The organism is Sporosarcina koreensis (assembly GCF_001531445.1).
Classification (GTDB): domain Bacteria; phylum Bacillota; class Bacilli; order Bacillales_A; family Planococcaceae; genus Sporosarcina; species Sporosarcina koreensis_C.
Genome location: NZ_LQYA01000072.1, coordinates 19,357 through 29,334 on the forward strand (window position 1 = coordinate 19,357; position 9,978 = coordinate 29,334).

Consider the following 9,978-nt stretch of genomic DNA (forward strand, 5'->3'; position numbering starts at 1 on the left):
TTTCCTGTAATTCTCTATGAAGGACGGTCATTTCTTCAATGGAAGTAAGGACGATTTCCCAAAACCGCAAGCTCAGTTGGACTTCATCCAACCTTTCATCCCGTACGCCGTGCAAATGGGCATCCGGCAATAGGACGCGGAATCCTTTCTTTGCGATATTATATGCGTAATGCAAATTATGCTCTTTGGCACTCGTGAAGCCGTGCAGGAAGATGACTGTTGGCAGTTTGCTATTTTCCTTTGCTTCATCCACAATATGCAGTAATGGTATATTGCTCCAATTTTCCTCTTTGACAATCATACGAACACCTTCTGTACTTTTTTTAAATCGTATCAAAGTTTTACTAGAAAAACAAAAAGGACGGTTTTCTGCCGGAATGTTTTGACTTGCTCCGATAGATAACGATAAACTGGACAATATAAAGGTAAGCTGGGTATATAATAAAGAATCTATCCAAAAGGGGGCAGAACTATGAAACCGCATTTGATTGTCCTCGACTTGGACGGGACATTGCTGACAGATGAAAAAGTGATATCAGTAGAAACCGCACATACATTGAAACGAGCGGAAGAACAAGGGCATCAGGTGATGATTGCGACCGGCCGCCCGTATCGCGCAAGTTCGATGTATTATCGTGAGCTTGGCTTGAAGACACCGATTGTCAACTTCAACGGCGCGTTCGTTCACAATCCGACCGACCGCTCCTGGAAGACGGTACATGAAACGATTTCTCTTCCTGTCGTGAATGATGTTGTAGATGCGATGCAGGATTTCCGCCTACATAATATCATTGCCGAAGTGATGGATGATGTGTATTTGCAATATCACGATGAAAAGCTATTGGATATCGTCGGCTTCGGAGATCCCATCATCAAGCAAGGGGACATCCGTACGTCCTTACAGGTCGAGCCTACCAGTTTGCTTATTCAAGCGGATCCTCAATATGTCGAACCAATAAGGAGGCATCTCGCAGAGGTACATGCCGAGGCGATCGATCATAGACGTTGGGGCGCGCCGTGGGATGTCATTGAAATTGTTCGCCACGGTTTGAACAAAGCAGTCGGCATATCACATGTCGCTAAATGGCTCGGAATCCCGCGGGAGCGGATCATCGCATTCGGGGATGAAGACAATGATCTTGAAATGATCGATTATGCGGGTGTCGGCGTCGCGATGGGCAACGGGATCGACAGGCTGAAATCCATTGCGGACGAAGTGACGTTGACGAATAACGAAGATGGCATTGCAGAAGTGCTGAAGGATCGATTGTTAGCAACAAAAAAAATATAATAAGAATGCGAGGGGGACCCTACAATGAGAATTTTTGCTGACAGTGGTTCAGATTTACCGAAATCATTTTTTGATGAAAACGATGTGACGCTCATTCCATTGCGCGTGTTGATTGATGACAAGGAAGGCGATGATGTCCTTGAAATCGATTCGCAGGAAGTGTACGACGCCATCCGAAACGGCAAGCATCCAAAAACATCACAAGCATCACCCGAGCTATTGCTTTCCACTTGGAAAGAGCTTGCTGCTTCTGGAGAAGATGGGATATACATCGCTTTTTCATCCGAGCTTTCAGGAACGTATAACACAGCTGTCATGATGAAGGACCAGGTGAAGGAAGGCAATCCGAACATGAACCTCGTCATCATCGATTCACGCTGCGCCTCGCTCGGATATGGCCTACTCGTAAAAGAAGCTGTCCGCCTAAGGGATGCGGGTGATGATGTCCGGGCGATTGAGCGTAAAATCCGCGACATGGCTGCGCATATGGAGCATCTATTCACCGTCGAAGATCTTGACTACTTGGCGAAAGGCGGACGCGTATCGAAAGCGAGCGCATTCATCGGCGGTCTTTTGAACATTAAACCGCTCCTGCACGTTGAAGGCGGAAAGCTCGTACCAATCGAAAAACACCGCGGCCGTAAAAAGGTTCTGCGCCGCATGCTTGAACTGATGGATGAGCGCGGGGTCGAATTATCGAAACAGACGATTGCTATTAGCCACGGTGATGACGAAAGCACGGCTCTTGAAATGAAAGCACTTATCGAGGAAAAATTCCAGCCGAAACACGTGGAAATCCATATGATCGGCTCTGTCATCGGATCACATTCAGGACCCGGTACAATCGCAATTTTCTTTTTGAATAAATACAATCAATAAAATTAATAAAAATGCCTTTTCTGACGTGGCCAAAACCAAGTCAGAAAAGGCATTTTCGTTTTTATATTTCATTTTCCGTCCGTCTTCTGTCCCGCCCTTTTTTGATGACAAGGAATAGGAAACCGAGGAATATGACATAGACAAGAATTGATGCAATCAGATAAGGGGTGTTGAAGCCTTTATCATCATCCGCGATATACACTTCCGCAATCTCCCTATCAAGTACGACGCGGAACAAGCCGTCGTCGGATTCCCGGATTAGATCGCCATCCAACAAGCCGCGCAATTTCTTGTTTTCGCCGATTTTTTCAGCAGGAATTGCAAAATCGGAAGTCTTGGATGTGTTGTTGACCGCAATGACCCATGTTTCGTCCTCAGAGGTACGCGTATAGATCAAGAAGCCATCTTCATTGTGCAGCATTTCGAAATCGCCGGTACGGAGCGTTTCGGATTCGTTACGAAGCAAGTTCAGATTGCCGATCAGATCTTTGAATTCCATATCCGTCTTGAAGTTGAAAAGCGGGTGGCTTTCAGGTGCTTCTTTTCCGTTTACCGCGATTTCAGTGCCGTATGTCATAAGTGGAACACCGGGAAGCGTAAACAATGTAGTCGCCGCCACTTTCCACCGGGTAGGAGGAAACATCCGGGCTTCTACCATATCATACGTGAAGCGCGGTCCCGTCAAATCATCAAATTGCAGCAGTCCACTTTGCTCGTTCTCTTTGAATATATCCATCGGGGATGAATCCGGATCGAACCTCACGAATGACTGACGGAGCGACTGGATCGTCGCATCGCCTGGCTTCAAGTCGAACGAAGCCCCACTTTCTTCATTCGTCAAAACATATGCGCCATCCTTGGCGTTGTGGATTGCGTCGATCATTTCATTCAAGAAGGCATCATCAAAACCTTCCAGCTTCGTCAAACGAAGTCCATCCAGATTGTAAGCGGTGAAGAAATCGACTGCCGCTTGTATCAATGCATCCTGCATATTCGTATCAGTTGGATCCCAATCGACTGTTCCGTCTGCCGAATGAGTGAATTTATATGTTTGTCCTTTCGTCCATTCGTGATCCGCGCTCACCTTGCCAAGTGGAAAATCGGCAATGACTTTCATTTTCTTCTCATGGATTTCCTTCACTAACGCATTGAGCTCTTCATCGGTACCGAAATGCGGCTCCAATTCCGTATAGGACAGAACGCTACTCCCATCATACGTCTCCGTCTTGAAGACGGAACCTAACGAGATCATCGTAAAGCCCATATCGATAATATGCTGCAAACGCCCCTGGATGCCAAGGAAATCGCCGCCATGGAAGGCATTGCCTGTATATGTATCGACATCGATGTCGTTCGTTCTTTCCCCGTTATTAAAACGGTCCACCAACAGATCATATATGCTTTCATCCATTATCCCGCGCTCCGCTTTGGCAGTTGCAACGGTAGGCATGATTGCGGAAATGAACAATAAAAAAATGGCAGTTAAGCCAATCAAACGTTTCCCTATCACGATAAAGCCTCCCTAAACGAGCTATCTTTAGCCATTTTAACAAAACAGAACGTGCCCTGCCATGGAATGGTACGAAAAATGATTTCCACACTTCGGAAATGAGTCGAATTTGTGAATACACAAAAGCGGAGGGCGCTTGCTCAGCTGCGACAGGCACAGGACAAAGATACGAAGTGGCGTTCTTTGCCACGTAGTAGCTTTGACTTATGACCCGAGCCAATCGAACTGCGAAGGGTTCGATTTGCCGTATTTCTGCGGTTTTTGCAGAAATTAAGGCAGCCTCGTAGCGCCCGAAGTCTAGACATGGACACACACCTTAAAGAAGCCACCGGCAACTTCGCCGGCGGCTCATCAGTTCAATACATTACATCAATCAGAAAAATTCAAAGCCCATCGGCAATTTGAAGCCGAAGTACATCGTCGCAAATAGGAAGACAAAGAACAAAATCCAGAATGTTGTCACTTTCTTCCCTTTTTCAGAACGTACGAGAACCATTTCCATCATCCCGATCGTCAATAAGCCCAGCAGGAATTTAATGCCATACTCCATTCCTCTTCCATAATCCATCCCTTTGATGAAAAGCGCGACTCCAGAAATAAGGATGAGCACGTAAAATAGGCGTGCAATCATATGGGTAATTTTTTTCCCTTTCGTTCCGTTCGCCATGACAGCCGAAACGAGGAAAATGATGATGCCGACGACCCATGTAAAAATATGGAAATGGGGCGTGCTTGATAAAAAGTCCAAACTGTTCACCTCATCATTAATCAATTTCGCCTCGGAGAAATTGCATTCGGATTTTGAATTGTGCTTGAGGCCAACAGGACGTTGGTCATGCAACCGTTGCCAATCGAACTGCGAAGGGTTCGATTTGCCGTATTTCTGTATTTTGTGCAGAAATTAAGGCACTATCAGGATGCGGCGAACTTAGGTTGCCTTCCTAAAATCCTTTCAAAATCCGTGACATCCACCGGAGGCTTTATCTTTATTATACTATCATAGAAAAGCTTTCCATAGTAGGAAACGGCATTATACAAACCGATTAACGAGCGTGCCGATGCCTTCTACGGAAATCTTCACCGTATCGCCCGCTTTCAGGAATTTCGGCGGTGTAAAGCCTTTTCCGACTCCTGCAGGTGTACCTGTCAAAATGACATCTCCCGGTTCAAGCGTGACAAATTTCGAGATTTCGGCAATCAATTCATCGATCTTGAAGATCATATCAGCTGTATTTCCATTTTGACGGACTTCATCATTCACTTTTGTAACGATTGAAAGATCATGCGCATCAGGAATCTCATCCTTCGTGACGATATAAGGACCCATCGGGCAAGAACCATCCAAGCTTTTGCCAAGGAAGAACTGCTTATGTCCGTATTGGATATCCCTCGCCGTTATATCGTTGGCAATCGTATAGCCGAACACGTGATCATACGCGAGCTGTTTCGGGATATTGCGACCTTTCTTGCTAATGATGACAGCCAATTCCCCTTCGTAGTCTAGATTATCTGTAAGGTCTGCATGCGTCGACAGATCTTGCTCATCTGCAGCAATCGCAGTAGGCGATTTCGTAAAGATCATTAACTTTTCAGGCGGCGCATCCCCTCCCATTTCAACGGCATGTTCGGCATAGTTTTTACCGACGCAAAGGACGTTTTTCGGCGTACGCGGAATCGGGGACAGCCATTCGATATCCGTGAATGCATACTTGAATTGTTCCGGATTTTCACTATTCCGAGCTTGCTCAGCAAGTTTCCTCACCTTTTCAACAAACTCCAAACCTCCTGCAACACCTTCGATGATTGTTGAAGGGAAATCCGTTTCGCCGAATGCTTCAGCAATCGATTTCACATTCCAGACCGCTTCCTCTTTCTTCACTTTCGGACCGAATAATGTTTTCCCTTCAAACCGGAACGATAAAAGTTTCATGTACAAGCCCATCCTTCCTCATAATATGGAATTCTTTTCATTCTACAAATGAACCAGCATTTCAATTACATACTACAATTCTACACAGCTTGCCCTTTCTCCTCTTTTTTCGCCATTCTTTTTCCGTACGTCCCTTTCCTCCATAGCCATTCGAAAGGTCCCATTCGGAATTTCAACAACCACAGCTCCGCGAAAATGACTTGGATGGCAAAAATGCCGACAGCAATCAGCGTACCTGTCTCGATATCCACTTTTCCATATAGACCGAAACCGTATCCGTAAAAGAGGAGCGTTGCAACAATTGACTGGGTCAAATAGGTCGTCAATGACATTCGTCCCGCCTTTGAGATTGGGCGGAAGATCGTACGGAACACAGGCAATTGGCAAAGCAGGATAATTACGCAGGCATACCCTATCGCTAAAATCGGACCGCCGATAAGCTGCTGGGTCAATTGATTGTAATAAGTATTTCCATCGATAGACGGCCATGATTTAATGAAAATCCCAGCCACTAATGTGATGATGCCGACAATCGCAATTTTCCCTTTCAATTCTGCAGCCCGCTCAAACAGCTTCCATTTTGAGAAGGCGGCCCCTAGCATGATCAATGGCAGCACCATGAAAACAGCCATGAATGAGCTTGTCAAGCCGATCAAGAGCCACTCCGTCATACGGAAAACTAACGCCTCGCCATACGTCCCATGTGCATATGCCGTAATTGCCAATTCGATCTGCTGAATGTCGACAAATCCTTCCATTAACGAGTTCGGATCTAGCTTCGTCAGTAAATAAATGCCGCCGATGAAAAGAGCTGTCGGTAGCAAATAGACGATGAGCGCAATCCATAGGAGCCATTTTTTCGGAATCCTGACGACCGCCAGCATGATAAAGCCCATCAGCGCATAGGTGAACAAAATATCACCCGACCAGATGAACAGCGCATGGATCAAACCGAACCCCATGAGAATCGCAAGGCGTTTGGCCATCATCGGCACATAGGACGTCCCATTCGCAATCGCTTTTTCATATTGCATATTCAATCCATACCCGAACATCATTGCAAATATCGGGTAAAAACTCGCTTCTACAAAAATAGTAATCAACTTGTATGATGCAACATCGCTCGGCGTACTGAAATACGAATGTGGATCTATATAAAAATAAGGTGAATGGAAAGTGAGCATATTCGCGATGAATATGCCGAGTAGCGCAAAGCCCCTCAATATATCCAGTGCTTCAATGCGGTTTCCAATCGTCGGTGTTACGTTCAAACTGATTCCTCCTGAACATGCACAATCCTCTCCCCATCAAACAAATAGAGGACCATTTCTTTTATTTGTATTCTAGCGATCGATTCGACTGCTTTTTTATAAAGACTCAATTGGATGCCGTAACGTTTTTGCATTTTAACTTGAATCTCTTCGTCTGAACGGAATCTGCCGCGGATCCTATCCGTCTTATAGTCGAGAAGAACCCAGCCGTCCTTTTCTTCGAATAAACAGTCGGCGATCCCTTGCAAAATCTGATGGTCGCCGTCGTTTGCATCGTATGCATACGTGAACGGAACTTCCTTGAGCATCCTCGTAGATTGCGATAGCCTCTTGTACAGCGGCGTTCCAAAAAACTGGACGACCGCTTTTACATCGACTGCATTCGCTTCTTCCGCCGTCAATAATTGCCTCGTCGTCAGTTCAGTGACAAACCGGTCCACATCCTGTACGGTATGTGTCTTCGACAGATCGATATGCTGCATGATCGTATGCATCGCCGTACCGATTTCCGCTCTGGACAGCGCCCTTGACTGCATGAACGAAGGACGGTCATGCAAATAAGGCGTGCTCACTTCATCATCCTTCGTTGTGAAGAAATCGTCGAAGTCCGGCTCCATCTCTAGCAGCGCCACTCTTTTCAAGTCGCTCACCGTCTGCTTGGAACGCTTCTCGACGGAAGCCATGAATGGATACGCGTAATCGAATCTGCGCTTCACTTCTTCAGGCCAATCCGCATCGATCACATCATCCGTTGACGTCGGCTCAGGCCTATTGACAACTTCCTCTCCCTGCTCCTCCATCGTATTGAATGAAGACACGGGATACGCAACAATTTCCCACTTCGATGGATCATCCACGGATCGGCCCCCATACATGAAACCGAACTTCTCAAAATCCGGGTGCCGCGCAATCGCGGGTCCAATCCAATCCAAATAGCCATTTGCTCTCGATCGTGTATATTCTGGCAGCATTTCGCCCGCTTCGATCAGCTGTGCGTCTTGCCAGCTGCCGATTGCCTTTTCAATATCCTTGACAGTTGCAATCAATTCAAGATGCTCCTTCGCACGCGTCATCGCTACGTATAAAACTCGCATCTCTTCAGCACGCATTTCGAGCTCCTTCTTCTCTTTCATCGCAAGGAATGGCAAGGATGTATACGTAATGCGCAATTCAGGATCAATTGCCTTTACCGCCAAGCCGAAATGCTGGTCGAATAAATAAGGTTCGTTGAAATCCATCTTATTGAATTGCCTGCCAGCGCCCGCTACGAACACGTATGGGAATTCAAGTCCTTTCGACGAGTGGATCGTCATAATCCGGACGACATCCTCCGTCTCGCTTACGAAACGGGCAGCGCCAAGGTCATCCCCCCGCTTCTGCATCCGGTCAATGAACCGGAGGAAACGGAAAAGTCCACGGAAGGACGTTTTCTCATAATCGATGGCGCGGTCATGCAGCGCACGTAAATTCGCTTGCCGTTGCTTGCCGTTCGGCATCGCACCGACCATTTCATAGTAATGCGTATCGTTATACACTTGCCATATGAGCTCCGACAATGAACCACGTCGCGCTAGATTGCGCCAGTTCTCAAACATAAGGAAGAAACGCTGCAATTTCACTTGCGTTTCTGCGGCAATTCCCGCTCCGCCCGTCGCTATGAACAATTTCAATGCTTCATAAAACGGCTTGTTCTTTGCAGCGAGACGCACTTGTGCCAACTCGTTTTCCGTCATGCCGACGAATGGCGCACGAAGGACTGACGCAAGCGGGATATCCTGATACGGATTGTCAATGACACGAAGCGTGTTAAGCATAATCATTACTTCGATCGCTTCGAAATAGCCGCGCGAGAGCTCCGCGTAGATAGGGATGCCTGCAAGCTTGAACTCTTCCGCAATTTCTCCAGACCATGTCATTGAACGCATGAGAATGACGATATCACGATATTCGAGCGGACGTTTTTTATCCGTGAACGCGTCCGTCACTTCAGCACCTGACGCCATCAATTCTTTGATTCGCCGGATCATATACCGAGCTTCAGCTTGCGAACTCTTTAGACTTTGCCCTGTCAGCTCCGTCGCTTCATCTTCCAGTTCCTCTTCATCCGTCTCGTATAACAACGTCAAAGTTGCTGGTGATTCCCTTTCCGGATAACGCGCGCCGTATTTCAATGCAGCGGCTTCATCGTATTCGACTTCACCGACCCGTTTCCCCATCACTTGGGAGAAGATGAAGTTCGTCGCATCAAGCACTTCCTTCCGGCTACGGAAGTTGGCATTCAAATCGATTTTCAGACCATTTTCCCCATCATTCGACGTAAAACGATTGTATTTCCCAAGAAATAGTCCCGGTTCGGCTAATCTGAAGCGATAAATCGACTGCTTCACGTCACCGACCATGAACAAATTCCCATCCGCTTCACCGCCGCGCTTCACAAGCTGGATAATTGCTTCCTGCAGCATGTTGACGTCCTGGTATTCATCGACTAGAACTTCAGCAAACCTATTCAAATAATCGACTGCGATATCGGACGCTACAAGGTCTCCGTCCTTCTCCGTCGCAAGGATTTGCAATGCGAAATGCTCCAAGTCCGAAAAGTCGACGAGCCCCCTATCCATCTTGACGTCACCGTATCTTTTGCCGAAATCGATGACAAGCTCGACAAGCGTATGCATCATCGGCGCCATGAGACGGATTTCATCCAAAAGACGTGCAGGCGTCCTCGTAAAATACGATTCTTTCAATGAATTGACGATCTTCTTCACAGAATCGCGGAGTGCTTTCGCCCGTTTCGCCAACTCCTCATCGCATGTGTTTTTCCGAATTGTCCCTGCCTTCACCCATGTGAGCGATCCGAAAAACGCATACGTCTCTTCCCAAGTCCCATCTTCAATCCGCCGCTTCGCTTCCGTGATCCATTGCAGGTCAGCGTCGGCAGTCGCGACGAGCGGCTCGGGACCTTCCGGCATCAATGCGATCCGCTTCATATCTTGCGTCAAATGGATCGCTTCCTCTAACGTATGGCGGATCGCCGTTTTCAACGGCCCGATGAAATCGAGCTCGTCAATCGTCACCTCTTCATCCAATTCATATTGCA

7 protein-coding genes and 1 pseudogene are annotated in these 9,978 nt (G+C 47.0%); 2 read left to right on the plus strand and 6 right to left on the minus strand.

Annotated features, from left to right (window positions below):
* Positions 1-301, minus strand: a pseudogene (locus AWV70_RS24500) (esterase); the annotation flags it as partial.
* Positions 302-472: 171 nt separating this feature from the next.
* On the opposite strand from AWV70_RS24500, the gene AWV70_RS10765 reads away from it, so the two are divergent.
* Both AWV70_RS10765 and AWV70_RS10770 read left to right on the plus strand, forming a co-directional pair.
* Positions 473-1,291, plus strand: coding sequence for a Cof-type HAD-IIB family hydrolase (locus AWV70_RS10765; protein WP_060206936.1), 819 nt, complete (start codon positions 473-475; stop codon positions 1,289-1,291).
* Positions 1,292-1,315: 24 nt separating this feature from the next.
* A complete protein-coding gene (locus AWV70_RS10770) occupies positions 1,316-2,170 on the plus strand; it encodes a DegV family protein (protein ID WP_060206937.1) in 855 nt (284 codons plus the stop codon).
* A 61-nt stretch (positions 2,171-2,231) separates the two neighbouring features.
* Here the strand turns inward: AWV70_RS10770 and AWV70_RS10775 are convergent, their stop codons facing one another.
* The 5 genes from AWV70_RS10775 to addA all read right to left on the minus strand — a co-directional run.
* The gene (locus tag AWV70_RS10775) at positions 2,232-3,680 is read right to left on the minus strand and encodes an alpha-amylase family glycosyl hydrolase (RefSeq protein ID WP_235588626.1); all 1,449 of its coding nucleotides are present in this window, start codon (positions 3,678-3,680) and stop codon (positions 2,232-2,234) included.
* A 373-nt stretch (positions 3,681-4,053) separates the two neighbouring features.
* Entirely contained in the window at positions 4,054-4,428 is a 375-nt protein-coding gene (locus AWV70_RS10780) for a YisL family protein (RefSeq protein ID WP_060206939.1), read from the minus strand.
* 282 nt (positions 4,429-4,710) lie between these two features.
* Positions 4,711-5,610, minus strand: a complete 900-nt coding sequence (locus tag AWV70_RS10785; RefSeq protein ID WP_060206941.1) for a fumarylacetoacetate hydrolase family protein — start codon at positions 5,608-5,610, stop codon at positions 4,711-4,713.
* An 80-nt stretch (positions 5,611-5,690) separates the two neighbouring features.
* On the minus strand, positions 5,691-6,881 hold the full coding sequence (locus tag AWV70_RS10790; protein WP_060206943.1) for a DUF418 domain-containing protein: 1,191 nt from the start codon (positions 6,879-6,881) through the stop codon (positions 5,691-5,693).
* Positions 6,878-9,978, minus strand: a 3,101-nt coding sequence (gene addA, locus AWV70_RS10795) for a helicase-exonuclease AddAB subunit AddA (protein WP_082713564.1), incomplete at its 5' end; no start/stop codon positions are given. The genes addA and AWV70_RS10790, both read right to left, overlap by 4 nt.